Consider the following 26,505-nt stretch of genomic DNA (forward strand, 5'->3'; position numbering starts at 1 on the left):
AAAAAAAACGGCACCTGCCAGAGGTGCCGTTTTCATTCACGCGGTATTACTTGTGCAGCTCTTCCGCCGCATACAGCGTGTTTTCCAGCAGGCATGCCCGGGTCATCGGCCCGACGCCACCTGGCACCGGCGTGATCCAGCCGGCGCGCGGCAGGGCGGTCTCGTAGACTACGTCGCCGACCAGCTTGCCGTCTTCCTGGCGGTTGATGCCCACGTCGATGACAATGGCGCCTTCCTTGATCCATTCACCCTTGACCAGGCCCGGCTTGCCTGCGGCCACGACCACCAGGTCGGCGCGGCCGACGTGGCCGGCCAGGTCCTTGGTAAAGCGGTGGCAGACAGTCACGGTGCAGCCGGCCAGCAGCAGTTCCATGGCCATCGGGCGGCCAACGATGTTGGACGCACCGACGATGACCGCGTTCATGCCGTACAGGTCCTGGCCGGTGCTTTCCAGCAGGGTCATGATGCCCTTCGGCGTGCACGGGCGCAGCAGCGGGATGCGCTGGGCCAGGCGGCCGATGTTGTAAGGGTGGAAGCCGTCCACGTCCTTGTCCGGGCGGATGCGCTCGAGCAGCAGCGAGGCGTCCAGGTGCGCCGGCAGCGGCAGCTGCAGCAGGATGCCGTCGACGGCCGGATCGTCATTGAGGCGGTCGATCAGCTCGGTCAGGGCCTGCTGCGAGGTTTCGCTAGGCAGGTCGAACGCCTGCGAAATGAAGCCGACCTCTTCGCAGTCCTTGCGCTTGTGCGAGACATAGACTTGGGAGGCGGGGTCGGTGCCGACCAGGATCACCGCCAGGCCCGGAGTGCGCAGGCCTTGCTGGCGACGCTCCACGACACGTTGAGCGATCTGCTGGCGCAGGCTGGCGGCGATCGCCTTGCCATCGATTAGGTGTGCAGTCATAGACGCGTGATTAACCATCGAGAAGGAAACAATTAAAGAGGGCGCATTCTCGCACGACACGGGCCAAGGGCAAAGGCGGGTGGTCGGGCAAATCCCCTAAGCCCTTAAATAATTTAAATTTTTTTAGAAAGGTGTTGACGACTTTCAGGCTCGCCTATAAGATTCGCCGCACTTGTCGGGCACAGCCTAGCACTGGTTGGCGAAGTCGGGCAGAATGAGTGGTTTAGCAGTTATCTGTTAATGTCTCGTTCGGTTAGGCTTCAAGCTTAAGCGCCCGTAGCTCAGCTGGATAGAGCATCCGCCTTCTAAGCGGATGGTCGCAGGTTCGAGTCCTGCCGGGTGCGCCATTAGGCAGCTTTGGCAAGCAAGTAGGCTGTAATGCAATATGGTGGGCGTAGCTCAGTTGGTAGAGCGCTGGATTGTGATTCCAGTTGTCGTGGGTTCGATTCCCATCGTCCACCCCATATTCTTCAAAGGCGCCTCGATAGCATCTGGCGCCTTTGTTTTAAGCGTTACGCGGACGTGGTGAAATTGGTAGACACACTGGATTTAGGTTCCAGCGGCGCAAGCTGTAAGAGTTCGAGTCTCTTCGTCCGCACCATGCTTCTGTAAGGCTGTACCGCAACATCGCAACATCGCAAGACCGCAATATGGTGGGCGTAGCTCAGTTGGTAGAGCGCTGGATTGTGATTCCAGTTGTCGTGGGTTCGATTCCCATCGTCCACCCCATATTCTTGAAAGGCGCCTTGATCGTGAGATCGGGCGCCTTTTTGTTTTGGGGTTGTGTGGCTGCGGTGTGCATGTCTTGAGTGTTCTGGCGCCTGTGAGATCGAGCGCCGCCCGCGCGGCGCTCGATCTCACAGGCGCCACAAACCTCATGCCAGAAACTAGCGACCGCGACGCAATTCCCCCTTGCAATCCTCTGGTGACACCCCAATAAAAGCTGTTAGATTTCAGCCGGTTGAAACACCGGCCCAATTGGCCGGCAGAGGAACAACCCGATGATCGCAAAAGAAGCCCGTCAGGCCCTGGCGCTACAGCGCTTTGCCGAGGCCAATCCGCAGCTGCTCGAAGAGATCCGCGAGCTGGATCCGCGCGAGCAGGCCCAGCAGATCGAATGGGCATTCGAGGATGCGGCCGAGGAGCAGGGTATCCAGCCTTGGGAGCTGGCCCTGCAACTGATCGCCGAAACCCCGGAGCAACTGCAGGCCATGCGCCTGGAGACGCACCGCGAGGTCGCCGAGGCGCTGGGGATGGAGTGGGAGGAGTACTGCCAGTTCAATGAAATCGACCCTGCATAAGGAAGCGAATTCGTTGGTGGCAGTTGTTTGACAAGGTATTTCGGCTGCAGGTCGCCCCGGGCGTCGTGCGGCCCCCATTGAAGCAGGTCCGGCGCTATGTCGTGCGGGCCTTGAAAGTTAATCGACCGGCGTGGTTTCCCGTCGTCCCGAGTGGGGTGACTTCTGCTGCGCGACTCACTAGAATACTTGCCCTTGATTCTGGAGTCGGGCAAACGCCGGCTAACGTCTGTGCAACGAGGAATATCCATGCAAGTTTCTGTTGAAAACACTTCCGCTCTCGAGCGCCGCATGACCATCGCCGTTCCGGCCGAGCGCGTCGAGAACGAAGTCAACAAGCGTCTGCAGCAGACTGCCAAGCGCGCCAAGGTTGCCGGCTTCCGCCCAGGCAAAGTGCCGATGAGCGTGATCCGTCAGCGTTTCGAAGCCGATGCTCGCCAAGAGGCTTTCGGTGACCTGGTCCAGGCTTCCTTCTACGAAGCCATCGTCGAGCAGAAGCTGAACCCGGCTGGCGCCCCTGCAGTAGAGCCCAAGTCCTTCGAAAAGGGCAAGGACCTGGAATTCGTCGCCATCTTCGAAGTGTTCCCGGAATTCACCGTTGGCGGCCTCGAGTCGATCAACGTCGAGCGCCTGAGCGCCGAAGTGGCTGACGCCGACCTGGACAACATGCTGGAAGTGCTGCGCAAGCAGAACACCCGCTTCGAGGCCGTCGAGCGCGCTGCGCAGAATGACGACCAGGTCAACATCGACTTCGTCGGCAAGGTCGACGGTGAAGTGTTCGCCGGTGGTTCGGCCAAGGGCACCCAGCTGGTACTGGGCTCCGGCCGCATGATCCCTGGCTTCGAAGACGGCCTGGTTGGCGCCAAGGCTGGTGAAGAGCGCGTTGTCAACGTGACCTTCCCTGAGGACTACCAGAACCTGGACCTGGCTGGCAAAGCCGCCGAGTTCACCATCACCGTCAACAGCGTTGCCGCTCCTGTGCTGCCAGAGCTGAACGAAGAGTTCTTCGCCCAGTTCGGCATCAAGGAATCGACCCTGGAAGGCTTCCGCACCGAAGTTCGCAAGAACATGGAGCGTGAACTGCGCCAGGCCATCAAGGCCAAGGTGAAGAACCAGGTCATGGACGGTCTGCTGGCTGCCAACCCGATCGAAGTGCCGAAAGCCCTGCTGGAAAACGAAGTCAACCGTCTGCGCGTGCAGGCTGTTCAGCAGTTCGGTGGCAACATCAAGCCTGAGCAGCTGCCGGCCGAGCTGTTCGAAGAACAAGCCAAGCGCCGTGTGGTCCTGGGCCTGATCGTCGCCGAAGTGGTCAAGCAGTTCGAACTGAAGCCGGACGAAGGCAAGGTTCGCGAAATGATCGAGGAAATGGCTTCGGCTTACCAAGAGCCTGAGCAGGTCATCGCCTGGTACTACAAGAACGACCAGCAACTGAACGAAGTCCGTTCGGTTGTGCTGGAAGAACAAGTTGTAGATACTGTTCTGCAGAAAGCGACTGTGACCGACAAGTCGGTCTCGTACGAAGATGCCGTTAAACCAGCACAGGCTCCAGCCGCCGCTGAGTAACAGGCTTCTCTCGTAGGAAACCCCCACAAGCCAGCCTTCGCGCTGGCTTGTGCGTATTCAAGCCATGACTATTTGGGAGTGAGCGCAGGACATGTCCCGCAATTCTTATATTCAGCAGAGCTCTGACATCCAGGCCGCAGGCGGCCTGGTCCCGATGGTTATCGAGCAGTCCGCCCGTGGCGAACGCGCTTACGACATCTACTCGCGCCTGTTGAAGGAGCGTGTGATCTTCCTGGTTGGCCCGGTAGAGGACTACATGGCCAACCTCGTCGTGGCGCAACTGCTGTTCCTTGAAGCGGAAAACCCGGACAAGGATATCCATCTCTACATCAACTCGCCGGGCGGTTCCGTCACCGCCGGCATGTCGATCTACGACACCATGCAGTTCATCAAGCCGGACGTCTCGACCATCTGCATCGGCCAGGCCTGCAGCATGGGTGCCTTCCTGCTGGCTGCAGGTGCCAAGGGCAAGCGTCACTGCCTGCCGAACTCGCGCGTGATGATCCACCAGCCGCTGGGCGGCTTCCAGGGTCAGGCCACCGATATCGAGATCCACGCCCAGGAAATCCTCAATATCAAGGCCCGTCTGAACGAACTGCTGGCCTACCACACCGGCCAGGAGCTCGAGACCATCAAGCGCGACACCGAACGTGACAACTTCATGAGCGCCTCGCGCGCGGCCGAGTACGGCCTGATCGACTCGGTCTACGACAAGCGGCAACTGGCCTCCTGAACCGGGGTGCCAGAGCAGGTGGGCGCGGAAAGCGCCTACCTGCGGACTTGAAAAAGCCCGCAATTGCCTTCATCTTGTGTTGCAAGCCTACCGGATTGGATCGATCGAATGACTGACACCCGTAACGGCGAGGACAGCGGCAAATTGCTTTATTGCTCCTTCTGCGGCAAAAGCCAGCACGAAGTGCGCAAACTGATTGCCGGGCCCTCGGTATTTATCTGCGACGAGTGCGTCGACCTGTGCAATGACATCATCCGTGAGGAGGTGCAGGAAGCCCAGGCCGAGAGCAGCGCGCACAAATTGCCTTCGCCGAAAGAAATCAGCGGTATCCTGGACCAGTACGTCATTGGTCAGGAGCGCGCGAAGAAGGTGCTTGCCGTAGCGGTGTACAACCACTACAAGCGCCTGAACCAGCGTGACAAGAAGGGTGACGAAGTCGAACTCGGCAAGAGCAACATCCTGCTCATCGGGCCGACCGGCTCGGGCAAGACCCTGCTCGCCGAAACCCTTGCACGCCTGTTGAACGTACCGTTCACCATTGCTGACGCCACCACCCTGACCGAAGCCGGTTACGTGGGTGAGGACGTCGAGAACATCATCCAGAAGCTGTTGCAGAAGTGCGACTACGACGTGGAGAAGGCCCAGATGGGCATTGTCTACATCGACGAGATCGACAAGATCTCGCGCAAGTCGGACAACCCGTCCATCACCCGTGACGTCTCGGGCGAGGGCGTGCAGCAGGCATTGCTGAAGCTGATCGAAGGCACCGTGGCTTCGGTTCCGCCGCAAGGCGGCCGCAAGCACCCGCAACAGGAATTCCTGCAGGTCGACACCCGCAACATCCTGTTCATCTGCGGTGGCGCCTTCTCGGGCCTGGAAAAGGTCATCCAGAACCGCTCCACCAAGGGTGGCATCGGTTTTGGCGCCGAAGTACGCAGCAAGGAAGAGGGCAAGAAGGTTGGCGAGTCCCTGCGTGAGGTCGAGCCGGACGATCTGGTCAAGTTTGGCCTGATCCCGGAATTCGTCGGCCGTCTGCCGGTACTGGCAACCCTCGACGAACTGGACGAGGCTGCGTTGATGCAGATCCTCACCGAGCCGAAGAACGCCCTGACCAAGCAGTATGCCAAGCTGTTCGAGATGGAAAGCGTCGACCTCGAGTTCCGCAGCGATGCGCTCAAGGCCGTAGCGCGCAAGGCCCTGGAGCGCAAGACTGGCGCCCGTGGCCTGCGTTCGATCCTCGAAGGCGTGCTGCTCGACACCATGTACGAGATTCCTTCGAAGAAGGATGTCAGCAAGGTGGTGATCGACGAGAGCGTCATCGATGGCACCTCGCAGCCGCTGATGATCTACGAGAACAGCGAGCCGCAAGCCAAGGCCGCGCCGGACGCCTGATCCAGGCAATGGCCGGTTGACGGTTGCAAGCAAGAAGGGGGCCTACGGGCCCCTTTCTGCTTTTCCTGCGCTAGCGCTTGTAATTTCCCAAGCGTGCCCCCACATTAGGTCCAAGCATCATTTCCACCGGTTTCCGGCCATAAGGCCGCTGTAGAGGCGAAATCATGAAGACCACCCTCGACTTGCCTCTTTTGCCATTGCGCGATGTCGTTGTTTACCCGCATATGGTCATCCCGCTGTTCGTGGGGCGCGAAAAGTCCATCGAAGCCCTTGAGGCGGCGATGACGGGCGAAAAGCAGATCCTCCTGCTGGCCCAGAAAAACCCGGCCGACGATGATCCGGGCGAGGACGCCCTGTACCGCGTCGGTACCGTTGCCACCGTGCTGCAATTGCTGAAACTGCCCGATGGCACCGTCAAGGTGCTGGTCGAGGGCGAGCAGCGCGGCGCTGTCGAGCGTTTCAGCGAAGTAGAAGGGCACATCCGTGCCGAAGTTTCCCTGATCGACGAAGTCGACGCCGCCGAGCGCGAGTCGGAAGTGTTCGTGCGCACGCTGCTGTCGCAGTTCGAGCAGTACGTGCAGCTGGGCAAGAAAGTCCCGGCCGAAGTGCTGTCTTCGCTGAACAGCATCGAAGAGCCAGGGCGTCTGGTCGATACCATGGCCGCGCACATGGCCCTGAAGATCGAGCAGAAACAGGAAATTCTCGAAATCGTCGACCTGCCGACCCGTGTCGAGCACGTACTGGCGCTGCTGGATGCCGAAATCGACTTGCTGCAGGTCGAAAAGCGCATTCGCGGCCGGGTCAAGAAGCAGATGGAGCGCAGCCAGCGCGAGTACTACCTGAATGAGCAGATGAAGGCCATTCAGAAAGAACTCGGCGATGGCGACGAAGGCCACAACGAAGTCGAAGAGCTGAAAAAGCGCATCGAAGCCGCTGGCCTGCCCAAGGACGCGTTGGCCAAGGCCCAGGCCGAGCTGAACAAGCTCAAGCAGATGTCGCCGATGTCGGCCGAGGCCACCGTGGTGCGTTCCTACCTCGACTGGTTGGTGCAGGTGCCGTGGAAGGCCCAGAGCAAGGTGCGCCTGGACCTGGCCAAGGCCGAGGAAATCCTCGATGCCGACCACTATGGCCTGGAAGAGGTCAAGGAACGCATCCTCGAGTACCTTGCCGTGCAGAAGCGCGTCAAGAAAATCCGCGGCCCGGTGCTGTGCCTGGTCGGCCCGCCCGGCGTCGGCAAGACCTCGCTGGCCGAGTCGATTGCCGCTGCCACCAACCGCAAGTTCGTGCGCATGGCCCTCGGTGGGGTGCGTGACGAGGCCGAGATTCGTGGCCATCGCCGTACCTACATCGGTTCCATGCCTGGCCGTCTGATCCAGAAGATGACCAAGGTAGGGGTGCGTAACCCGCTGTTCCTGCTGGACGAAATCGACAAGATGGGCAGCGACATGCGTGGCGACCCGGCGTCGGCATTGCTTGAGGTGCTTGACCCGGAGCAGAACCACAACTTCAACGACCACTACCTGGAGGTCGACTACGACCTCTCGGACGTGATGTTCCTGTGCACCTCGAACTCGATGAACATCCCGCCGGCGTTGCTCGACCGGATGGAAGTCATTCGCCTGCCGGGCTACACCGAAGACGAGAAGATCAACATCGCGGTCAAGTACCTGGTGCCCAAGCAGGTCAAGGCCAACGGTTTGAAGAAGGACGAGTTGGAAGTCGACGTCTCGGCGATCCGTGACATCATCCGCTTCTACACCCGCGAAGCCGGTGTGCGTGGCCTGGAGCGGCAAATCGCCAAGGTCTGCCGCAAGGTGGTCAAGGAACATACCGGGCAGAAGCAGGTCAAGGTCAAGGTGGCCAGCGAGCAGCTGGAGCACCTGCTGGGCGTGCGCAAGTTCCGCTACGGCCTGGCCGAGCAGCAGGACCAGATCGGCCAGGTTACCGGCCTGGCCTGGACCCAGGTGGGCGGCGAATTGCTGACCATCGAAGCCGTGGTCATCCCCGGCAAGGGCCAGCTGATCAAGACCGGCTCGCTGGGCGATGTCATGGTCGAGTCGATCACTGCCGCGCAGACCGTGGTGCGCAGCCGCGCCCGCAGCCTGGGGATTGCCGCCGACTTCCATGAGAAGCACGACGTGCATATCCACATGCCTGAAGGCGCCACGCCGAAGGACGGCCCAAGTGCCGGTATCGGCATGTGCACCGCGCTGGTGTCGGCGCTGACGCAGATTCCGGTACGTGCCGACGTGGCCATGACCGGCGAAATCACCCTGCGTGGCCAGGTGCTGGCCATTGGCGGGTTGAAGGAAAAACTGCTGGCGGCACACCGTGGCGGGATCAAGACGGTGATCATTCCCGAGGAGAATGTTCGCGATCTGAAGGAGATTCCGGAAAATATCAAACAGGATCTGCAGATCAAACCAGTCAAATGGATTGACGAAGTCCTGCAAATTGCGCTGCAATACGCCCCGGAGCCCTTGCCAGATGTGGCTCCGGAGATTGTCGCGAAAGATGAAAAGCGCGACGGCGATGCTAAGGAAAGAATCAGCACGCATTAGTAGTTTTTGGCTGGGGGGCTTTCCTTGACAGTTTTTTCGGGGCCTTGCTATAAAGCGGCACGCTATTGTCATCAGGCCACCCAGCGCACGTTTCATAAGCTTTTCATTACATACTTAGAAACAAACTCAATTGAGAAATAAGGGGACTTAGAGTGAACAAGTCGGAACTGATTGACGCTATCGCCGCATCTGCTGACATCCCGAAAGCTGTAGCCGGCCGTGCGCTGGACGCAGTCATCGAATCCGTCACCGGCGCCCTGAAGCAAGGTGACGATGTGGTACTGGTTGGCTTCGGTACCTTCTCGGTCAAGGAGCGTGCAGAGCGCACCGGCCGCAACCCGCAAACCGGTAACGCGATCAAGATCGCTGCCGCCAAGGTTCCAGGCTTCAAGGCTGGCAAAGGCCTGAAAGACGCCGTCAACTAAGTCGTCTCTTTCAGCCGGACCTGGCCTTGCCAGGTCCGAGCACGGTGATGGCGGGGCGCAAACGTTCCCGCCTGACACGTTTGCTAAGAAAAGGCGCATCCTCGGATGCGCCTTTCTTTTATCAGGTTTCTACCCACGCTCCGCGGTTGTCGACGCAGTGGTACAGCCGTTTCTGGGGGACGCATGCTGCAAAATATCAGGGACAATTCACAAGGTTGGATTGCCAAGACCATCATCGGCCTTATCGTCGTGTTGATGGCGTTGACCGGCTTCGAAGCCATTTTCCAGGCCGCCACCCATAGCCAGGACGCCGCCAAGGTGAACGGCCAGACCATCAGCCAGAACGAGCTGAGCCAGGCAGCCGACATGCAGCGCCGTCAGCTGATGCAACAGTTGGGCAAGGATTTCGACCCGGCGCTGCTGGATGACAAATTGTTGCGCGAAGAGGCACTGAAGGGCCTGATCAGCCGCAAGCTGCTGCTGCAAGGCGCCGAGGATGCCAAGTTTGCCTTCTCCGAGGCCGCGCTGGACCAGGTGATCCTGCAGACGCCGGAATTCCAGGTGGACGGCAAGTTCAGTGCCGACCGTTTCGACCAGGTCATTCGCCAGATGGGCTATGGCCGCATGCAGTTCCGCGACATGCTCGCCGAGGAAATGCTCATTGGCCAGCTGCGCACCGGCCTGGCCGGCAGCAGCTTCGTCACCGACCAGCAGGTCGATGCCTTTGCCCGCCTGGAGAAGCAGACCCGTGACTTCGCCTCCCTGACCTTCAAGGCCGACCCGGCCGCAGTCAAGGTCAGCGATGAAGAGGTCAAGGCGCACTACGACCAGCACGCCAAGGAGTTCATGTCGCCTGACCAGGTGGTGATCGACTATGTCGAGCTGAAGAAGTCGGCGTTCTTCGACCAGGTCAAGGTGACCGACGAAGAACTCAAGGCCCAGTACGAGAAGGAAATCGCCAACCTCGCCGAGCAGCGCCATGCCGCGCACATCCTCATCGAGGTCAACGACAAGGTCACCGACGCCCAGGCCAAGGCCCGCGCCGAAGAGATCGAACAGCGCCTGGCCAAGGGTGAAGACTTCGCCGCGCTGGCCAAGGAATTCTCCCAGGACCCGGGTTCTGCCAATAGCGGTGGTGACCTTGGCTTCGCCGGCCCGGGCGTTTACGACCCGGCGTTCGAGGATGCGCTGTACAAGCTGCAGGATGGCCAGGTCTCGGCGCCGGTGCGCACCGAGTTCGGCTACCACCTGATCAAGCTGCTGGGCGTGCAGGCGCCAGAAGTGCCGAGCTTCGCCAGCCTGAAGGACAAGCTGACCCGTGACCTGAAGATCCCGCTGGTCGAGCAGCGTTACGTCGATGCCAGCAAGCAGCTGCAAGATGCCGCCTACGAGGCTTCCGACCTGGCCCAGCCGGCCCAGGACCTGAACCTGAAGGTGCAAACGTCTGCAGCCTTCGGCCGCGAGGGTGGCGAAGGCATCACTGCCAACCGTTCGGTAGTGCAGGCCGCATTCTCCGAAGAAGTGCTGGAGGAGGGTGCCAACAGCACCGCCATCGAGCTCGACCCGGAAACCACCGTGGTGCTGCGCGTCAAGGAGCACCGCAAGCCGGAGCAACTGCCGCTGGAAGCCGTGGCCAAGAACATCAGCGAACACCTGGCCAAGGAGAAGGCAACTGCCGAACTCAAGGCCAAGGCGGACAAGCTGATTGCCGGCCTGCGTGACGGTTCCGTCGCTGCGGGCAGCGTGCACGAAGGGCAGGGCTGGAAGGCCTATGAAGCAGTCACCCGTGGTGAGGACGGTATCGACCCGGCCGAGCTGCAGGCGCTGTTCCGCCTGGGCAAGCCGCAGGCCAAGGACAAGCCGGTATATGGCAGCGTGGTGCTGCGTGACGGTAGCCTGGTGGTACTGCAGCTCAAGGGTGTCAACGAAGGCGCTGCTGCCACCGACGAAGAGAAGCAGCAGATCCGCCGCTACCTCGCGTCGCGTGCTGGCCAGCAGGACTTTGCGGCGTACCGCAAGCAGCTGGAAGCCAAGGCGGACATCACCCGTTACTAAGGTGATGGATGCATGAACGAGCAGGCCGCCCAGTGCGGCCTGTTTCGTTTCTGTTGTCTGTACCGGCTTCTTCGCGGGTACCGCGCTGACCTTGAACGCGGCGCAATACCTGTGGGAGCGGGTTTACCCGCGAAGAGGCCGGCACAGGCAGCACAGGGCCTAGCGCTTCACCCCTTCATAGTTATCCAGCGTATCCCGCGCAATCTCCCGCCCCAAAGCAATCAGCTCCGGCGCCTTGTAGAACTCGAAAAACCGGCACACCCGTTTGGGCACGTTGATCAGCACATCCGGTGGATAGCCGGCGATCTTGTACTGCGCCAGCGAGGTTTGCATGACCTCGAAACTCTGGTTGATCAAATCCAGCAGCGAAGCGGGCCCCACGTTGTCGATGATGAACGAGCCAGTGGCCGACTTCGGCGCGCCCTCGCGCTCCGGCGCCGCCGCCGGTTGCTGGCCTTCCGGGGCGGCGGCATCGGCCAGCCACGGGTTCGGCGGCGCCAGCCCTTCGGCGACGATTTCCTGCTCGATGCGGATCAGTTCCTCCGCCGGCTTGCGCCGGAACGGCAAGCGCGAGCCCAGCGAGCTGAGCAAGGCATCGAAACGCATCTTGAACGCCGCCGGGCGTTCGATCACCGGTAACTGGTACTGCTTCTGGTTGGTGGCGTTGAGGTTGACCGCGATGATCAGGTCGCAGTGGCTGGACACCACCGGTACGATCGGCAGCGGGTTGAGGATGCCGCCGTCGACCAGCATGCGGTTGCCTTGCATCACCGGGGTGAACAGGCTGGGGATGGCTGCCGAGGCGCGCATGGCCTGGTGCAGGCAGCCCTCCTGGAACCAGATTTCCTGCTGGTTGGTGAGGTCGGCTGCAACCGCCGTGTAGGGGATGCGCAATTGCTCGATGTTGATCTCGCCGACGATCTTGCGGATTTGCCCGAATACCTTGTCGCCGCGAATTGCGCCGAGGCGAAAGCTGACATCGACCAGGCGCAACACATCCAGGTAGTCGAGGCTCTCGATCCAGTTGCGGTAGTCTTCCAGCTTGCCGGCGGCATAGATGCCGCCAATCACCGCGCCCATGGAGCAGCCGGCGATGCAGGCAATGTCGTAGCCGCGGCGCTCGATTTCCTCGATCACGCCGATGTGTGCATACCCCCGGGCTCCGCCCGATCCCAGTACCAGTGCCACGCGTTTGCTCATGAACATTCCCCGGCCAGTGCAACCATGGTCCTACAATGCACCCATCGCTGCCTGTGCTTCAATGTACATCGCACTGAGCTACTGTAATAAAACTGGCTAGGCAAAGCTGGCTGGGCAGGGCACTTTTCAGCTGCCAGGGCGTCGAACAGCCACCGATTTTTCCATTGAGGTATTACTGATGAAAGCCTGGATCTGCCTTCCACTGATTGCCTTGGCCCTTGCTGGCTGCGCGGGCAAGACGGCCTACCGCGAGAGTTGTGCGACCCAACTGGATGCCGCCTGGAAGGAGCTGGATCTGGCCAAGGCCGAAGGCTTTGCCGGTGCCGTGAGTTACTCCAAGGCCTTGTCGCTGCTGACCGGGGCCAAGACCCAGCAGCAGTTCGAAGGTTATGAAAGCTGTACCAGAAAAGCCGAAAAGGCCCGTTTCTACATTCGTGAATCGCGCGCTGGGCGCTGACCAGGGAGCGTCTCTCAATGTCTGCCATGCTCGATCATGTGGTTGCCCAGATCGTGGCCTTGCAGGTGCGTCTGCTGGCCTGCCGCGAGCGCCTGGCTGCCGATACCGACAGTGAGGCCTTGCATGACCTGCGCACCACCCTGCGGCGCCTGCGCAGCCTGCTACGGCCGCTACGTGGGCTGCCGGGGGTGGAGCAGCTGGAGGACGCCGCCAAGTCGTTGGGTGCCCTCACCACGCCGTTGCGTGACCGTGAGGTACTGGCAGCCGAACTGATCGGGCGTGGTTTTACCGAGGCTGGGCAGTGGCGCCTGGAAGGGCGTGGCCGGACCTTCGCCAGTGTTGCCGCCAGCCCGCAGCTGACGCGGGTGCTGGCGATTGTCGACGCGTTTCCGCTGTTCCTGCGTGCAGCCGGCCGTGAGGGCTTGGTCAAAGGGTTGGAAAAGCGTATCGACAAACGCCTGGTCAAACAGTGGCACAAATTGCACAAAGCGCTTCAGGACCCTGCCCACGACCGCCACCGCCTGCGTTTGCTGATCAAGCGTGCGCGCTATGGCGATGAGGCCTATCCGCAGCTCGACCATGCGAGCAAGCATTTGCGGCGCTTGCTGAAGCAGGCCCAGAGCGACCTGGGTGACTGGCATGATCGCCTGCAATGGCTGCTGCAGGCTCGCGACCATGCCGACCTGGCACCCTGCAAAGTTGCCTGGGAGCAGGAATTGCACGAGGCCGAGCGCCATTCGGACGACACGCTGGATGCCCTGCAGCAGGCGGTGGCGCGGCGAAAGCCCGAGAAATGACCGATATGCGGGCTGATCGGCAAGGGTTTGCTGGCTAGGATGGGCAGACCATTTTCGCTGCAGGCAGGAGCCGGCCAATGAATTTCAACCAACTGCTCGACGCCGTGCGGGTCAACCCCGAAGCGGTGAGTATCCCGCCCAGCTGGGCCCAGGGCCGCGCCGCCTTTGGCGGGTTGATGGCGGCCATGGTGTATGAAGCCATGCGCCAGAAAATCTCCGATGACCGCCCCGTGCGTTCGTTGGCCATCAGCTTTGTGGCGCCGGCCGCGGCGGATGTGCCAATCCGCTTCGACGTGGAGGTGCTGCGTGAAGGCAAGGCAGTCAGCACCTTGCTGGGCCGCGCCGTTCAGGACGGCCAGGTAGTGACCCTGGTGCAGGGCAATTTCGGTGCAGGGCGGCCGTCAGTGGTTGATGTACCGGCGTTGCCGGCCACGGAAATGAAAGCGCTCGAAGATGCGGCCCCCGAGCTGCCCCATATCAAAGGCGTTACCCCGGAGTTCATGCAGCATGTGGCCTTGCGCTGGGCGGTAGGTGGGTTGCCGTTCAGCGGCAATCAGTCGCGCCAGATGGGCGGCTGGGTACGTTTGCGCGGGGTGGCCGAAGAACCGGTCAACGAGACGCACCTGCTGGCGTTGGTCGATGCCTGGCCACCGAGCCTGATGCCGTTTCTCAAGCAGCCCGCTGCCGGCAGTACGTTGACCTGGACCATCGAATTCATGCAGCCCACCCCGCAGTTGTCGACCCTGGACTGGTGCCGTTACTGCGTGGAAACCGAATATGCGCGGGATGGTTATGGGCATGCCGCTGCTACCTTGAGGACGGCGCAGGGCGAGTTGCTGGCCTTGAGCCGGCAGACGGTGACCGTATTTGCCTGACCGAGCAGGGGGAGCTCGTTGCGCTCCTTTCGCGACACAAGGCCGCTCCCACAGCGATCGCGTAAATTTCAGGCCATGCGCGATTTTGTGGGAGCGGCCTTGCGTCGCGATTGGGCTGCAGAGCAGCCCCAATGGCATCAGCGCCGATGTTTATGCCGTTCCCGCCAGGCCTTCCACCAGGCACCGCTCAGCACGAAGCGCGGAAAGGTGATGAACTGCTCGGTCAGCAGGCGCTGCACGGCATCCTTGCGGTTGGCGAATGGCTCGGGTTGCTCGGCTTCAAGGCGATGGCCCTGGCGCTGCAGGCCCAGGCCGGCGATCAAGGCAATGATGCCAACAGCAATCTGGCCCAGATCCAGGCCGAACAGGCCGGACAGAATCAGCAACGCGCCAAGAATGAACAGCGGCACGGCGATCAGGTGCAGCACCAGGTTGGTCGGGTGGCGGTGGTTATGGTGGTAGCCGCGCCATTGCCAGGTGGGCAGGTTGGGCAGACGTTTGCTCATGGGCATTTCCTCTCGGTCATGCCCAAAGCTTAGTGCGGCCCCCGGGTGGGGGCCAATCGAGGCTGGCTATGGTGACTATAGCTTGAGCTGGCCAATGGCCTTGTTCAGTTCGCCGGCCAGGGTCGCCAGTTCGCTGCTGGTGGTCGCCGAGCCCACGGTCTGCTGCACGGTCTGTTCAGTGACATCGCGAATGCTCACCACGGCGCGGTTCATTTCTTCGGCCACCTGGCTTTGCTGCTCGGCGGCCACGGCAATCTGGGTGTTGCTTTCGCGCATCTGCGCCACGGCACCGGTAATCTCGGCCAGTGCTTCGCCGGCCTCCTGGGCCTGCCTGACGCAGTCGTCGGCCTTGTACGAGCTTTCCTGCATGAACTCCACTGCATCGCGGGTGCCCGACTGCAGGGCCGAGACCATGGTGGTGATCTCGTCGGTGGAGGTTTGCACGCGCTTGGCCAGGTTGCGCACTTCATCGGCCACCACCGCAAAGCCGCGGCCCAGGTCGCCGGCGCGCGCTGCTTCGATGGCGGCATTGAGGGCTAGCAGGTTGGTCTGCTCGGCGATGCTGTGGATCACATTGACCACGCCGTTGATCTTCTGGCTGTCTTCGGCCAGCTGGCGAATCATCTCGGCGGTTTGCTGCACGCCGCTGGACAGCCCGGAGATCGAATCCTGAACCCGGCTGACCACCTCCTGGCCGCTACCGGCCAGGGTATCGGCTGTTTGTGACAGGTCACGGGTGGCGCCGGCATGCTGGGCAATGTGGTGCACCGTCGCCGACATTTCGTTGATGGCGGTAGCGGCCTGGTCGGTCTCGCTCTGCTGGCCGAGCATGCCGTGGCGTACGTCGCTCATGCTCGCTGCCAGGCGCGCGGCACCGGAGTCCAGTTGTGCGGCGGTGTGGGCGACGGTGCTGACCACGCGGTGATAGGTCGCCTGCATGGCGTTGAAAGCCCCGGCCATCTGGCCGACCTCGTCGCCACAGGCCAGCGGTACGCGGGCCGACAGGTCGCCGGTTTTTTCCACGTGTAGCATCACGTCCTTGAGGGTGTTGAGCTGGCTGAGCAGGAAGCGGATCAGTAGTTGCGAGGCGCCGAGCATGGCCAGCATCAGGACCAGTACGCACACCGCGTAGTTGCTGAAACGGTCAAAGAACACCTGGCGAAGGCTCGGCGACTGGGCCAGCACGGCCATTTGCTGATCGCCGTTGCGCAGCACCTGCGCACCCTGTAACGGGTTGTTGCCGAAGAGCCGGGCGGCGGGCAGTTCGACCCAGCCTTGGGCGTTGCGCAGGGCCTCGAGGGGTTCACCCGCGAAGGTAGGCGTTTGCCCGGCCGACCAGCTGATGAGATTGGCCGCGCGGGGTAGCGGCTGCCCGGCTGGCCAGGCAGCCAGCAGTTGGGCCTGCGCGGCCGCCTGGGCTTGCGCGGCCTCGGCGCGGGCGCGCTGCTCCAGGTGCACGGCATAGAGCACCAGCATCAAGGTCGTGACAAAGGCCACCGCGTTGACGGCCCAGAACTTGTACTTCAGGGAAACATTGCTAAGCCAGGCACCCATGGGCAGGTCTTCTCTGAGTTGAGCGGGAACAATATTGGCAAGGTGCCATCATTGTGCCTGCATCCGTCAGGGCCTTTCTTGATGTGTATCAAGAAAATTCCGCCGCAGGTGTTGACGCGCTCCTACAGAGGCCGCGTCAGGTTCAGGGGAGTTGGAAAAAAGCCCGCGCCGTTGCCGTGGTATGCGCCGCCGTATGCTCGACCGACTCACCCCGGTGCAAGGCCACTTCGCGCAACACCTCCGGCAGGAACGCCGGCTCGTTGCGCCCGTTCTTCGGCTTGGGCCGCAAGCTGCGCGGCAGCAGGTAAGGCGCATCGCTCTCCAGCATCAGCCGCCCCTCGGCAATGTTGCCCACCAGCGGATGCAGGTGGGTTCCGCGGCGTTCGTCGCAGATCCAGCCGGTAATGCCGATGTGCAGGTCCATGTCCAGGTAGGCGAACAACGCGTCGCGCTCGCCGGTAAAGCAATGCACCACCGCGCCGGCCAGGTGGTCGCGGTAATCCTTGAGGATCGCCAGCAGGCGTTCGCTGGCGTCGCGTTCGTGCAGGAACACTGGCAGGCGCAACTCGGCAGCCAATGCCAGCTGGGCCTCCAGGGCTTTCTCCTGCAGCGGGCGAGGGGAGAAGTCGCGGTTGAAGTCCAGGCCGCATTCGCCCACGGCACGCACCCGCGGTTCATTCAGCAGCTGGCGCAACTGGCGCTCGCTGCCGGCATCCCAGGTCTTGGCATCATGGGGGTGTACGCCTGCCGTGGCGAACAGGTGTGCGCCGCTCGCGTCCAGTTGCTGGCACAGCTCCAGTGCTTGTTCGCTGACCGCCAGGCTGGTGCCCGTCAGCACCATCTGCCTGACCCCGGCCTCAAGGGCGCGCTCGACGATTGCCGCCTGCTGGTCGTGGAAACTGCTGTTGGTCAGGTTGACGCCGATATCGATCAGTTGCATGGTGCTACCTCGTGCCGCGGGGCGGCCAGCATAGCAAAAACCGCGTTTTTTCTGAAAAAACCAAGAACTTCATGCTGTTACCGTGGTCTTTTACCGTCATTTCTCTCTTGGCGGTGCAACCCCATGGATGCCGCCCACCGACCACGGATACGTTTTCGCATGCTGCGATGCTGGCTCATTTTCCTGCTGACGCTTGGGCTGACCCTGACCGGGCCTGCCCACGCGCGCGCGCCAGGGCCGCAGCAGAACATCCCGTCGGCCAAGGTCCGTGACCTGCAACAGATTCGCTCCAGCCAGGTGCTGCGGGTGCTGGTGAACCAGAGCCGCAACAGCTCTGGTGAGGTCAAGGGCGAGCCGGTTGGCATCGAATACTATCGCCTGCGTGCCCTGGAGCATTACCTCAATGCCCGCGCTGCCGACGGCCAAGAGATCCAACTCAAACTGATTCCACGGGCCAAGGAGCAGCTGCTGGGCGCCTTGGCCCGTGGCGAGGGTGACCTGGCCGCGCCGGGCGAGCTGCTCGACCCCGGCATGGTGCGCGGGGTCAGCAGCACCGCGCCGGTGCTCGACCAGGTGCCGCTGCTGCTGGTGGGGCGCAAGGGTGAACGCAGCTTCAGCCATGTCGAGCAGTTGTCCGGGCGTACCGTGGCCTTGACCAGCGCCAGTGCCGCCGGCCCGTTGATCCAGCAGGTCAACCAGCAACTGGCGCTGCGCAAGCGCGCGCCGATCAAGGTGGAGTGGGTCGACTCGACCCTGGCGGTGGAGGATGTGCTGGAAATGGTCCAGGCCGGCATTTATCACCTGACCGTGGTCGAGCAGCCGATCGCCCGGCGCTGGGCCCGGGTGATGCCGCGCCTGCGCCTGGACAGCCGCGTGCAACTGGGGGCGCCGCAAGCCATGCGCTGGTATGTGGGGCGCGATGCGCCGCAGTTGCTGGCCACGGTCGATCGCTTTCTGCAGGGCTACCGCGCGCCGGACAACCAGGATGCCGCGTTCGAGCGCATCTACCGCCGCCAGTATCGGGTGCACGACCCGTTGGCCAGCAAGAATCGCCAGCGCCTGACCGCGCTGCGGGCGGTGCTGCAGAAACACGGTGAAGCGCAGCAGATCGACTGGCTCAACCTGGCCGCGCTGGCTTTCAAGGAATCGACGCTCAACCCGGCAGCGCGCGGTACCGGCGGGGCCCATGGCCTGATGCAGATCACCCCTTCGGCAGCGCAGCGCGTAGGGGTGAGCAACACCGCCACGGTGGATGGCAATGTCCAGGCCAGCGCCCGCTACCTGGCGCTGATCCGACGCAAGTTCTTTGCCAGCGCCAAGATCAACGAACGCGAGCGCATGGCCTTCGTGCTGGCGGCCTACAACCTGGGGCCCGAGCGGGTCCAGGCCATGCGCGCAGAGGCGCGGCGGCGTGGGTTGAATGGCGATCAGTGGTTCTTTCAGACCGAACGCATCGCCATGGAGCAGGTGGGCATGGGGCCAGTCAACTTCGTCAACAGCGTCAACAAGTATTTTGTAGCGTTCAACCGGGAGCGTGCCGCACTGGAGCGTGTGGCGAAGCGTTAATAAATCGATTTTATCGATTGTTGTGTTGGGTTTTTTGCGATTTTCATATCTATTGAATTGATTATGATGGCGTCCATCCCAACACAACTTCCCCGCTTCAAGGAAACCAAGACATGAACAACGCTACCCTCAACGCCCTGTTCTCTACCCGCGCCGGCGCTGGCCTGAGCGTCATCCGTATCCTGGTCGGCATCATCTTCATCGCGCATGGCGCGCAAAAACTGTTCGGCATGTTCGGTGGCTATGGCCTGGAAGGCACCGGCCAGTGGATGGAGAGCATCGGCCTGGCCCCGGGTTACCTGATGGCGCTGCTGTCCGGCAGCGCCGAGTTCTTCGGCGGCCTGGCCCTGGTGATCGGCCTGCTGGCCCGCCCGGCGGCCTTGGTGCTGGCCGTAACCCTGGTAGTGGCGATCCTCTCGGTACACATCGGCAACGGCCTGTTCATGTCCAACAACGGCTATGAGTTCGGTCTGGCCCTGCTGGCCGGCACCGTCGCGGTGCTGATCGAAGGCGCTGGCCGCTTCTCGCTGGACCGCCTGATCGCCCGCTGATACACCGCAAACAGCAAGATACAAGCCTCAGGCCGATCACTTTCGGCCTGAGGCTTGTATCTTGCCGCTTGTAGCTCTAGCATACCGTCTGCGCCGATTTAAACAGCTACTTGCGGGGCGCAGGAAAGCCCCTCTGCGGGTCATCCGAAATACCGCTAAAGCGCTGGTTCGGTGACGCCTCCCACCGCTGCCCAGCGGGATTCGCGAGGCGGAGAGAAGCTCCATGAGTTGCCCACGTACCAGTGTCTGTTTGAGCCCTTTGCCTGCCAATCAGGCGTCCCGCACACCGCGCATCCTGCTCGGCGGCCAGCATCAGCCCACTCTTTTACGTCACCTCGAAGGCCTGTCCCGGCGCAAGGGCCAGGCGCGTGCCTTTCTGATCCAGTTTGCCGATACCGGCTGCCACCTCGCGCAGTATGGCAATGACCGTTTCGACCTGGCCGTGATCCAGGCCCCGGCGCCGGACGAGGCCGCCGAAATCATCGGCCACATCACCCGCATTGCGCGCCAGGGCCTGATTACCCGCCGCTGAGGAGCGCGCTGTTGAGTACCAACATCATCACCACGGAAGGCCATGAGGCGCTGAAGAAAGAACTGGACCACCTGTGGCGGGTGTATCGCCCGGAGATTACCCAGAAGGTTACCTGGGCGGCGTCGCTGGGCGACCGTAGCGAGAACGCCGACTACCAGTACAACAAGAAGCTGCTGCGCGAGATCGACCGTCGGGTGCGTTACCTGCGCAAGCGTCTTGAAGATGTAAAGGTGGTGGCTTACTCGCCGCAGCAGGAGGGCAAGGTGTTTTTCGGTGCCTGGGTAGAGATCGAGAACGACGAGGGCGAGACCATGAAGTTTCGCATTGTCGGTTATGACGAGATCTATGGGCGCAATGACTACATTTCGATCGACTCGCCCATGGCCCGCGCCTTGCTGAAGAAGGAGGAGGGTGACGAGGTGGTGGTGCACACACCTACCGGTGAAGCGACCTGGTACGTGAACAGCATCACTTACGGCCAGTGAGTTGATATTGACTGTGCCGGCCTCTTCGCGGGTAAACCCGCTCCCACAGGTCCGGCACAGGTTTCAAGTCATGTGGTGAACCTGTGGGAGCGGGTTTACCCGCGAAGAGGCCGGCACAGGCTGTCATCAACTCTCGCGTAAAACCGCCAGCGGGCTGGCATTCAACGCCCGCCGCGTCCCCAGCACCCCTGCACCGCCCACCAGTAGCGCCCCTGCCAGCGGCAATACCAGCAACCACGGATGTGGGCTCCATTGCAGGTCGAAGGCATAGCGGTACAGCACCAGGGTAATCAGCTCACACCCGACCGCCGCCAGCAAGCCGCTCGCCGCACCGAGCAAGCCGAACTCGATCCGCCGCGCCCTGACCAGCAATGGCCGCGCCGCGCCCAGCGCACGCAGCAAGGCGCCCTGGCGGATGCGCTCGTCCAGTGTCGCCTGCAAGCCGGCGAACAGCACTGCCAGCCCGGCTGCCAGCACGAACAGCAACACATACTCCACCGCCAGGGTCACCTGGGCGAGGATGCTGCGCAGCTGTTCGAGCAAGGCGTCCACCTGGAGGATGGTCACCGCCGGGAATGCCCGTGATAGCGCCACCACATCCAGGTCATGACCCGGTGCCAGGTAGAAGCTGGTCAGGTAGGTGGTCGGCAGTCCCTGCAGCGTGCCGGGCTGGAAGATCATGTAGAAGTTCGGCTGGAAGCTGTCCCAGTGCACGCTGCGCAGGTTGCTTACCCGCGCCTGGCGCTGCTGGCCGCCGATGTCGAAGGTCAGCAGGTCACCCAGTTGCAGCTTCAGGCTGTTGGCCAGTTCCGCCTCCACCGACACACCGGGAATTTCATCTTCGGCTGGCAACGCCTGCCACCAGTTGCCGGCCGTCAGTGCATTGCCTTCGGGCAGTTCGGCCGCCCAGGTCAGGCTGAGGTCGCGCTGCACGGCGCGCTCGCCTGCCGAGTCTTTGCTGACCACCTGCTGCACCGGTTGCTCATTGATTCGCACCAGGCGGCCGGGGGTCACCGGGTACAGCGGCGCCGAGGTGGCGTTGACCTGCTGCAGGCGTTGGGCGAAGGGCTCACGGTCATCCGGCAGGATGTTCAGGGCGAAATGGTTGGGCGCATCCTTGGGCAGCTGCGCTTGCCAGGTATCGAGCAGTTCCGCGCGCAGCAGGGCAACCAGGGCCATGGCCAGCAGGATCAGGCCAAAGGCCAGGGCCTGGCCGGCGGCGGCCATGGGGTGACGCAGCAGTTGGCCCAGGCCCAGGCGCCAGGTCAGTGGGGCCCCGGCCAGCAACTGGCGCAGGCTGCGCAAACCGAGCAGCAGCAGGCCACCGAGCAGCAGCGCGGCGACCAGGCCGCCACCGAGCAGGGCGAAGGTGAGCAGCAGGTCGAGGCTCAGGCGCCACATGATCAGGCCCAGGGCGAACAACGCCGCGCCGTACACCAGCCAACTGCTGGGCGGTATCGGCAGCAGGTCGCGGCGTAGCACGCGCAGCGGCGGCACCTGGCCCAGGGCGGCAATTGGCGGCAGGGCAAAGCCGGCCAGGGCCACAAGCCCGGTAGCGATGCCGGCCAGGGCCGGGACGATGCCGCCTGCGGGCACCACGCTTGGCAGCAGGCCATGCAGCAGGCGGAACAGGCCCAGCTGGGCCAGCCAGCCGAGCAGGGCGCCGGCCAGCGCGGCGGCCAGGCCGAGCATGGCCAATTGCAGGCAGTACAGGCCCAGTGCCTGGCGGCGTGAAAGGCCCAGGCAGCGCAGCAGGGCGCTGGCGTCCAGGCGGCGTGCGGCATAGCGGCTGGCCGACAGGGCCACGGCGACGCCTGCCAGCAGCACCGCCACCAGGCTGGCCATGTTCAGGTAGCGTTCGGCCTTGCCCAGGGCGCCGCCGATCTGCTGGTTGCCATCGCGGGTGTCGCGCAGGCGCTGGTTGGCGGCCAGGTCTTTTTTCAGTGCCTCGCGGTACTGGACCAGCGCTTCGGCATCGCCGCGCCACAGGTCGCGGTAGGTGACCCGGCTACCCGGCTGGACCACGCCGGTGGCTTGCAGGTCGGCCAGGTTCATCATTACCCGCGGGGTAAGGCTGTAGAAGTTGTTGGCGCGGTCCGGTTCGTAGGTCAGCACGCGGCTCATGCGCAGGGTTTTCATGCCCACGTCGATGCTGTCGCCAACCTTCAGCCCCAGTGCCGCCAGCAGGCGCGGTTCGACCCATGCCTCGCCAGGTGCCGGGCCGCCGCCCGGGGTTTCGGCGGCATAGGGCGCCGCGGCACTGCGCACTTGCCCGCGCAACGGGTAGGCGCCATCGGCAGCCTTGACGCTGGACAGCTGGATGCCGTTGTCGCCGCCGACCACACTGGTGAATTCGACCACCTGGGCGTGGCGCAAGCCAAGCGCCTTGCCAGCCTCAATCTGCGGGTCGCGGGCCGGGGCGCTGCCCTGCAGCACCAGGTCGGCACCGAGAAACTCGCTGGCGCGCAGTTGCATGGCGCCGTTGAGGCGGGCACCGAAATAGCCGATGGCAGTGCTGGCCGCGACTGCCACCAGCAGGGCGAAGAACAGCACGCGCACTTCGCTGGCGCGAATGTCGCGCAGCAGCTGGCGCAGGGCCAGGCCGCACAGGCGGGACAGCGGCATGTGGGTCATCAGGCCTCCACCGGGGCCACCAGGCGCCCCGCATCCAGGCGGATCTGGCGGCGGCAGCGCCGTGCCAGGCGCTCATCATGGGTAACCAGCACCAGGGTGGTGCCGCGCTCCTTGTTCAGTTCGAACAACAGGTCACTGATGCGCTCGCCGGTGTGGCTGTCGAGGTTGCCGGTGGGCTCGTCGGCGAACAGCACTGCCGGTTGCGCGGCGAAGGCACGGGCAATGGCCACCCGTTGCTGTTCGCCGCCCGACAGCTGGCGCGGGGTGTGGCTCAGGCGCTTGCCCAGGCCAACCCGTTCAAGCAGGGTGCGCGCGTGTTCGCGGGCGTCGCGACGGCCGTCCAGCTCCAGCGGCAGCATGACGTTTTCCAGGGCGTTGAGGCTGTCGAGCAGCTGGAACGACTGGAACACGAAGCCCACATGTTCGGCGCGTACCCGCGCGCGCTGGTCTTCATCCAGTGGTCCCAGGTCGTGGCCAGCGAGGATGACCTTGCCGGCACTGGGCTGGTCTAGCCCGGCGAGCAGGCCGAGCAGGGTCGACTTGCCCGAGCCCGAGGCGCCGACGATGGCCAGGCTGTCGCCCTGGGCCAGGTCGAGGGACAACGCGTGCAGGATGGTCAGGTCACCTTCCGCGCTGGGGACCACTTTGCTAAGGTTCTGCGCAACGAGAATGCTGGGGCCCATGGAGAATCCGATGCGAGTGTGGTGGTTGAGTGCCGGTCTGGCCCTGTATTGCCTGGCGCAGAGCGCGGCGGCGGGAACACTGCTGATTGTCGGCGATAGTATCAGCGCCGGTTTTGGCCTGGATACCCGCCAGGGTTGGGTGTCCCTGTTGCAGACCCGCCTGCGGGACGAAGGTTTCGACGACAAAGTGGTCAATGCATCGATCAGTGGCGACACCAGTGCAGGTGGCCAGGCGCGGTTGCCGGCGCTGCTTGCAGTGCACAAGCCGAGCCTGGTGGTGCTGGAATTGGGTGGCAACGATGGCCTGCGCGGGCAGCCGCCAGCGCAATTGCAACAAAATCTTGCTTCGATGATCGAGAGTGCGCGCAAGGCCGGTGCCAAGGTGGTGCTGCTGGGTATGCGCCTGCCACCCAATTATGGCGTGCGCTACACCACCGCCTTCGCCCAGGTGTATGAACAGCTGGCGGCAGAAAAACAGGTGCCGTTGGTGCCGTTTTTCCTCGAGGGGGTAGGGGGCGTGCCTGAGTTGATGCAGGCCGATGGCATTCACCCGGCCCAGGCCGCCCAGCAACGCCTGCTGGAAAATGCCTGGCCGGCGATAAAACCCTTGCTGTGACGCTTTTAACGGCGCCGGCTTTCGGCTAATGTTGCGCCCCCCGTTTCGAGTGCCACCGATGCCGCGCCCTGCCTGGTCCCTGTATGCCTACCAACTGATCGAGCCCGATGAGCAGCTCGACCTGTTCGCCTGCCAGGAAGTCCGCGTCCATCTGGTGGCCCGCCAGCTCGAGCTGGGCGTGCCGGTCGACCGTACCCTGTGCGGTGGCCTGCTGCCGGCGCAACCGCGCTGGTCGGGGGTACCGCGCTCGATCTACCGCGACGGCCGCCTGTGCGACCTGTGCCGCGCCATCCTCGATGCCCAGCGGCGCGGCATGCGCCCGGTGTGGCCGGAGCTGCAGGGCGGCTGAACGCCACGCCTTTCATCATCTGAAACGCTTGCATGGCGCCAATGCCTCCCGCTTGCATCGGCGCGGGTGTACAATCGATTCTCTTGACCCACCTTTCGAAGGATTTACCGGATGTTGCCGCGCTTTCCTGCCGTCACCCGTAGCCTGTCCCTGGCCGCCCTGCTGGTAGCAGGCCCCGCTGCTGCGCTGGAGCTGCCACTGCCACCCCCCGGTGAAGACATCATCGGCCAGGTGCAGGTGATCAAGGCAAAGTACGAGGACACGTTCGCCGATATCGGCACTGCCAACGACCTCGGCTACCTGGAAATGATCGCCGCCAACCCGGGCGTAGACCCATGGCTGCCAGGTGCGGGCACCGAGATTGTCCTGCCGACCCGCTATATCCTGCCGCCGGGCCCGCGTGAGGGCATCGTCATCAACCTGGCCGAATACCGCATGTACTACTTCCCGAAAGGGCAGAACGTGGTGCATACCTTCCCGCTGGGCATTGGCCGTGAAGGCTGGGGTTCGCCGATCGCCAACACCAAGATTACCGCCAAGACGCCGAACCCGACCTGGACCCCGCCAGCGTCGATCCGCAAAGAGCATGCGGCGGACGGTGACATCCTGCCGAGCGTGGTGCCGGCCGGGCCGGACAACCCGCTGGGGCCGTTCAAGTTCACTCTCGGGGTGCCGGGCTACCTGATCCACGGCTCGAACAAAAAGTTCGGCATCGGCATGCGTACCAGCCACGGTTGCTTCCGCATGCTCAACAACAACGTGCTGGAGCTGTCGAAGATGGTGCCGGTGGGTACGCCGGTGCGCATCATCAACGAGCCCTACAAGTTCGGTATCAGTGGCGGCAAGGTCTATCTGGAGGCGCACACGCCGCTGGACGACCAGGGTAATCCGTCAGTGGTCGACAAACATACCGCTGTTATCAACGCCTTGCTCAAACGTGAAGACCTGGCCAATAACCTACGCATGAACTGGGATATGGTGCGTGACGTGGTTGCGGCAGAAGATGGCATGCCGGTGGAAATTGCCGTGCCGACCGCAAGCCAGGGTGGCGCACCGATGGTTTCGAGCATTCCGCCCGAACTGCAGTAGGGTTTTTGCGACGCATCAGGGCCTGCCTTAGTGCAGGCCTTTTTGTTTCTGTCTGGCGTGTTTGCCTTGTGCGCGGGCAATAAAAAAGCCGACCCACAAGTGGGTCGGCTCCATAACAATCCGTGAGGACTATTACTTGCGGCTGGCTTTGTCCAGCATACGCAGAGCGCGCTCGTTGGCTTCGTCAGCGGTCTGCTGAGCCTTCTGAGCGGCTGCCAGTGCGTCATCAGCCTTACGGTAGGCTTCGTCAGCACGAGCTTGAGCGCGAGCTGCTGCGTCTTCAGTCGCAGTCAGACGAGCTTCGGTTTCTTTGGATACGCTGCTGCAACCGGTAGCCAGAACTGCGGCCAGAGCCAGAGCAGAGAATTTCAGAACGTTGTTCATCGTGTTCCCCTTCAAGGACTTTCTATTAAATAGCCATCTCTCGGAAAAGAGAAACTGGCCGGCGTACATAGTACCCATTACTTGTAGTAAGTAAACTGACTAAGCGCAAGAACTGCAAAAAAAATGTTGCTTGACGCCTTTCCGACAAGATTTGCGACACGTCTGTGAAAAAAACGTACAGGGATCGCAAGCGATTGTAGTACAGGAACTTTTTTGCTGAACTAACGGTGACTTTAACTGTCCTTCAGCGTCTTAGCCCTAGTACATCCGGTGGCTGCTTGCGTGCAAGCAAGAGTCGCTCTGGCTGCGTTTCCGCCCTTTTTAACCGCCACCACCTTGAGCAATCCCGCCTGCGGCGC

25 protein-coding genes and 4 tRNA genes are annotated in these 26,505 nt (G+C 62.6%); 21 read left to right on the top strand and 8 right to left on the bottom strand.

Features of this window, described 5'->3' with window-relative positions; genetic code table 11:
• Positions 1–46: 46 nt before the first annotated feature.
• Positions 47–901 (bottom strand): bifunctional methylenetetrahydrofolate dehydrogenase/methenyltetrahydrofolate cyclohydrolase FolD, encoded by an 855-nt coding sequence (folD, locus tag MKK04_RS08910; protein ID WP_063914005.1) that lies wholly within the window; start codon positions 899–901, stop codon positions 47–49.
• 270 nt (positions 902–1,171) lie between these two features.
• Between folD and MKK04_RS08915 the strand changes: the two genes are divergently transcribed.
• The 11 genes from MKK04_RS08915 (at position 1,172) to MKK04_RS08965 (ending at position 10,928) form a co-directional block, all read left to right on the top strand.
• A tRNA-Arg gene (locus tag MKK04_RS08915) sits at positions 1,172–1,248 on the top strand.
• 41 nt (positions 1,249–1,289) lie between these two features.
• Positions 1,290–1,365: transfer RNA gene (locus MKK04_RS08920), tRNA-His, on the top strand.
• Positions 1,366–1,417: 52 nt separating this feature from the next.
• A tRNA-Leu gene (locus tag MKK04_RS08925) sits at positions 1,418–1,502 on the top strand.
• 52 nt (positions 1,503–1,554) lie between these two features.
• Positions 1,555–1,630: transfer RNA gene (locus MKK04_RS08930), tRNA-His, on the top strand.
• Between the two features lie 272 nt (positions 1,631–1,902).
• Positions 1,903–2,202: a DUF6388 family protein gene (locus tag MKK04_RS08935; protein WP_207835192.1), complete on the top strand. Its 300-nt coding sequence runs from the start codon at positions 1,903–1,905 to the stop codon at positions 2,200–2,202.
• Positions 2,203–2,448: 246 nt separating this feature from the next.
• Positions 2,449–3,762, top strand: coding sequence for a trigger factor (gene tig, locus MKK04_RS08940; protein WP_024086620.1), 1,314 nt, complete (start codon positions 2,449–2,451; stop codon positions 3,760–3,762).
• A gap of 91 nt (positions 3,763–3,853) precedes the next feature.
• A complete protein-coding gene (gene clpP / locus MKK04_RS08945) occupies positions 3,854–4,495 on the top strand; it encodes an ATP-dependent Clp endopeptidase proteolytic subunit ClpP (protein ID WP_003250240.1) in 642 nt (213 codons plus the stop codon).
• A 108-nt stretch (positions 4,496–4,603) separates the two neighbouring features.
• Positions 4,604–5,887, top strand: coding sequence for an ATP-dependent Clp protease ATP-binding subunit ClpX (clpX, locus tag MKK04_RS08950; protein WP_025338419.1), 1,284 nt, complete (start codon positions 4,604–4,606; stop codon positions 5,885–5,887).
• Between the two features lie 164 nt (positions 5,888–6,051).
• Entirely contained in the window at positions 6,052–8,448 is a 2,397-nt protein-coding gene (gene lon, locus MKK04_RS08955) for an endopeptidase La (RefSeq protein WP_015269697.1), read from the top strand.
• A 152-nt stretch (positions 8,449–8,600) separates the two neighbouring features.
• Positions 8,601–8,873 carry an HU family DNA-binding protein gene (locus tag MKK04_RS08960; RefSeq protein ID WP_003259401.1) on the top strand — a complete coding sequence of 91 codons (273 nt, stop codon included), beginning with the start codon at positions 8,601–8,603 and terminating at the stop codon, positions 8,871–8,873.
• A gap of 183 nt (positions 8,874–9,056) precedes the next feature.
• Positions 9,057–10,928, top strand: a complete 1,872-nt coding sequence (locus MKK04_RS08965; RefSeq protein WP_207835209.1) for a SurA N-terminal domain-containing protein — start codon at positions 9,057–9,059, stop codon at positions 10,926–10,928.
• Between the two features lie 159 nt (positions 10,929–11,087).
• Here MKK04_RS08965 and MKK04_RS08970 read toward each other — a convergent pair whose 3' ends face one another.
• Positions 11,088–12,128 (bottom strand): patatin-like phospholipase family protein, encoded by a 1,041-nt coding sequence (locus MKK04_RS08970; RefSeq protein WP_207835219.1) that lies wholly within the window; start codon positions 12,126–12,128, stop codon positions 11,088–11,090.
• 178 nt (positions 12,129–12,306) lie between these two features.
• Here MKK04_RS08970 and MKK04_RS08975 point away from each other — a divergent pair, with 178 nt between their 5' ends.
• From MKK04_RS08975 to MKK04_RS08985, 3 genes are all read left to right on the top strand, one after another.
• Positions 12,307–12,585 (top strand): hypothetical protein, encoded by a 279-nt coding sequence (locus MKK04_RS08975; RefSeq protein ID WP_003259403.1) that lies wholly within the window; start codon positions 12,307–12,309, stop codon positions 12,583–12,585.
• Between the two features lie 17 nt (positions 12,586–12,602).
• A complete protein-coding gene (locus tag MKK04_RS08980; protein WP_233688361.1) occupies positions 12,603–13,382 on the top strand; it encodes a CHAD domain-containing protein in 780 nt (259 codons plus the stop codon).
• A gap of 77 nt (positions 13,383–13,459) precedes the next feature.
• A complete protein-coding gene (locus MKK04_RS08985) occupies positions 13,460–14,257 on the top strand; it encodes an acyl-CoA thioesterase (RefSeq protein ID WP_207835223.1) in 798 nt (265 codons plus the stop codon).
• Positions 14,258–14,394: 137 nt separating this feature from the next.
• Here the strand turns inward: MKK04_RS08985 and MKK04_RS08990 are convergent, their stop codons facing one another.
• From MKK04_RS08990 to MKK04_RS09000, 3 genes are all read right to left on the bottom strand, one after another.
• The gene (locus tag MKK04_RS08990; RefSeq protein ID WP_063914011.1) at positions 14,395–14,763 is read right to left on the bottom strand and encodes an Mpo1-like protein; all 369 of its coding nucleotides are present in this window, start codon (positions 14,761–14,763) and stop codon (positions 14,395–14,397) included.
• 75 nt (positions 14,764–14,838) lie between these two features.
• Positions 14,839–16,317 (bottom strand): methyl-accepting chemotaxis protein, encoded by a 1,479-nt coding sequence (locus MKK04_RS08995; protein ID WP_207835225.1) that lies wholly within the window; start codon positions 16,315–16,317, stop codon positions 14,839–14,841.
• A gap of 142 nt (positions 16,318–16,459) precedes the next feature.
• Positions 16,460–17,257, bottom strand: a complete 798-nt coding sequence (locus tag MKK04_RS09000) for a TatD family hydrolase (protein WP_241106473.1) — start codon at positions 17,255–17,257, stop codon at positions 16,460–16,462.
• Positions 17,258–17,416: 159 nt separating this feature from the next.
• Here MKK04_RS09000 and MKK04_RS09005 point away from each other — a divergent pair, with 159 nt between their 5' ends.
• The 4 genes from MKK04_RS09005 (at position 17,417) to greB (ending at position 20,391) form a co-directional block, all read left to right on the top strand.
• Positions 17,417–18,823, top strand: coding sequence for a transglycosylase SLT domain-containing protein (locus MKK04_RS09005; protein ID WP_241106474.1), 1,407 nt, complete (start codon positions 17,417–17,419; stop codon positions 18,821–18,823).
• Positions 18,824–18,936: 113 nt separating this feature from the next.
• On the top strand, positions 18,937–19,374 hold the full coding sequence (locus MKK04_RS09010; protein WP_015269705.1) for a DoxX family protein: 438 nt from the start codon (positions 18,937–18,939) through the stop codon (positions 19,372–19,374).
• A 223-nt stretch (positions 19,375–19,597) separates the two neighbouring features.
• On the top strand, positions 19,598–19,906 hold the full coding sequence (locus MKK04_RS09015) for a hypothetical protein (protein WP_207835251.1): 309 nt from the start codon (positions 19,598–19,600) through the stop codon (positions 19,904–19,906).
• Between the two features lie 11 nt (positions 19,907–19,917).
• Positions 19,918–20,391 (top strand): transcription elongation factor GreB, encoded by a 474-nt coding sequence (gene greB / locus MKK04_RS09020; RefSeq protein ID WP_063914016.1) that lies wholly within the window; start codon positions 19,918–19,920, stop codon positions 20,389–20,391.
• Positions 20,392–20,517: 126 nt separating this feature from the next.
• Here greB and MKK04_RS09025 read toward each other — a convergent pair whose 3' ends face one another.
• Both MKK04_RS09025 and MKK04_RS09030 read right to left on the bottom strand, forming a co-directional pair.
• Positions 20,518–23,025, bottom strand: a complete 2,508-nt coding sequence (locus MKK04_RS09025) for an ABC transporter permease (protein WP_241106475.1) — start codon at positions 23,023–23,025, stop codon at positions 20,518–20,520.
• Entirely contained in the window at positions 23,025–23,708 is a 684-nt protein-coding gene (locus MKK04_RS09030) for an ABC transporter ATP-binding protein (protein ID WP_016714756.1), read from the bottom strand. Before MKK04_RS09030 ends, MKK04_RS09025 begins: the two co-directional genes overlap by 1 nt.
• Positions 23,709–23,718: 10 nt before the next feature.
• On the opposite strand from MKK04_RS09030, the gene MKK04_RS09035 reads away from it, so the two are divergent.
• From MKK04_RS09035 to MKK04_RS09045, 3 genes are all read left to right on the top strand, one after another.
• Positions 23,719–24,324, top strand: a complete 606-nt coding sequence (locus tag MKK04_RS09035; protein ID WP_207835253.1) for an arylesterase — start codon at positions 23,719–23,721, stop codon at positions 24,322–24,324.
• Between the two features lie 58 nt (positions 24,325–24,382).
• Positions 24,383–24,673 carry a hypothetical protein gene (locus MKK04_RS09040; RefSeq protein ID WP_207835254.1) on the top strand — a complete coding sequence of 97 codons (291 nt, stop codon included), beginning with the start codon at positions 24,383–24,385 and terminating at the stop codon, positions 24,671–24,673.
• Positions 24,674–24,784: 111 nt separating this feature from the next.
• Complete coding sequence (locus tag MKK04_RS09045; RefSeq protein WP_207835263.1) at positions 24,785–25,762, top strand: L,D-transpeptidase family protein; 978 nt, start codon at positions 24,785–24,787, stop codon at positions 25,760–25,762.
• A 132-nt stretch (positions 25,763–25,894) separates the two neighbouring features.
• On the opposite strand, the gene oprI is transcribed toward MKK04_RS09045, so the two are convergent.
• On the bottom strand, positions 25,895–26,146 hold the full coding sequence (gene oprI, locus MKK04_RS09050; protein WP_003259780.1) for an outer membrane lipoprotei OprI: 252 nt from the start codon (positions 26,144–26,146) through the stop codon (positions 25,895–25,897).
• Between the last annotated feature and the right edge of the window lie 359 nt (positions 26,147–26,505).

It is taken from the genome of Pseudomonas sp. LS.1a, from assembly GCF_022533585.1.
GTDB lineage: Bacteria > Pseudomonadota > Gammaproteobacteria > Pseudomonadales > Pseudomonadaceae > Aquipseudomonas.